Raw genomic sequence first — 842 nt, 5'->3', positions numbered from 1 at the left:
GGCCCACGTCGAGCAACGTGCCCACCACCAAGCGCACCATGCCGCGCACGAAGCGGTTGGCCCGGATGTGAAACACCCAGCCGCCCGGCGCGGGGTGCCAGGCCGCGGCCGTGCAGTAGCACACGTAATGGTTTTCGCCGCCTTTTACTTTCGAGAAGGAAGTGAAATCGAACTGGCCCAGCAGATAGCCAGCGGCCTCATTCATGGCCGCGATGTCGAGCGGGCGGTCCACATACAGGGCGTGGTCGCGGCGGAAGGGGTTGGGCTGTGTCACCACGAAATACTCGTAGTTACGCTCCAGGGCCGAGAAGCGGGCGTGGGCCTCGTCGGGCACGGCGTGCAGGCGCAGGGCCCCAATGTCGGGCGGCAGGGCGCGGCGCAGGCGGTAGAGCAGTACATCGAGCGGCATGGTGTCGGGTAATTCCGCATCGAAGTGGGCCACCTGGTGGCTGGCGTGCACGCCGGTATCGGTGCGGCCGCTGCCCAGGCAGTAGGTGGGGTGGCGCAGTATCTGGGTCAGGCAGCGGTCGAGCTCGGCCTGCACGGTGGGCTGGCCCGGCTGAATCTGCCAGCCGCGGTAGTTGGTGCCGTCGTAGGCGAGGTGCAGGAAGTAGCGCATGGGAGCAAAAGTACGGCCTGCCCGGGCCCGGCCGTTCACAAAAAGTCCCCGTCGCCACTGGGGCAACGGGGGCTTGATGGCTGCTCGCGAGCGATTTGGGCGACTAACGGTCAGATTGGCGGCGTTGGCGCAGGCGGCGTATAGCGTAGCCAACGCCGCCGGCCAGCAGCAGCGATGCGCCGCCGTCGAGAGGTACGCCGGTGGGCGTGGTCGGGGCTGGGCC

2 protein-coding genes are annotated in these 842 nt (G+C 67.9%); both read right to left on the bottom strand.

Features of this window, described 5'->3' with window-relative positions:
• A partial coding sequence (gene truA / locus ACYVDE_RS24655) for a tRNA pseudouridine(38-40) synthase TruA (RefSeq protein WP_460504160.1) occupies positions 1 to 619 on the bottom strand: 619 nt, incomplete at its 3' end.
• Positions 620 to 722: 103 nt separating this feature from the next.
• On the bottom strand, positions 723 to 842 hold a 120-nt coding region (locus ACYVDE_RS24650), incomplete at its 5' end, for a PID-CTERM protein-sorting domain-containing protein (RefSeq protein ID WP_460504161.1).

It is taken from the genome of Hymenobacter agri, from assembly GCF_054778495.1.
Note: the sequence above shows the minus strand (reverse complement) of the source record. Positions and strands in the feature narration are given on the sequence as shown.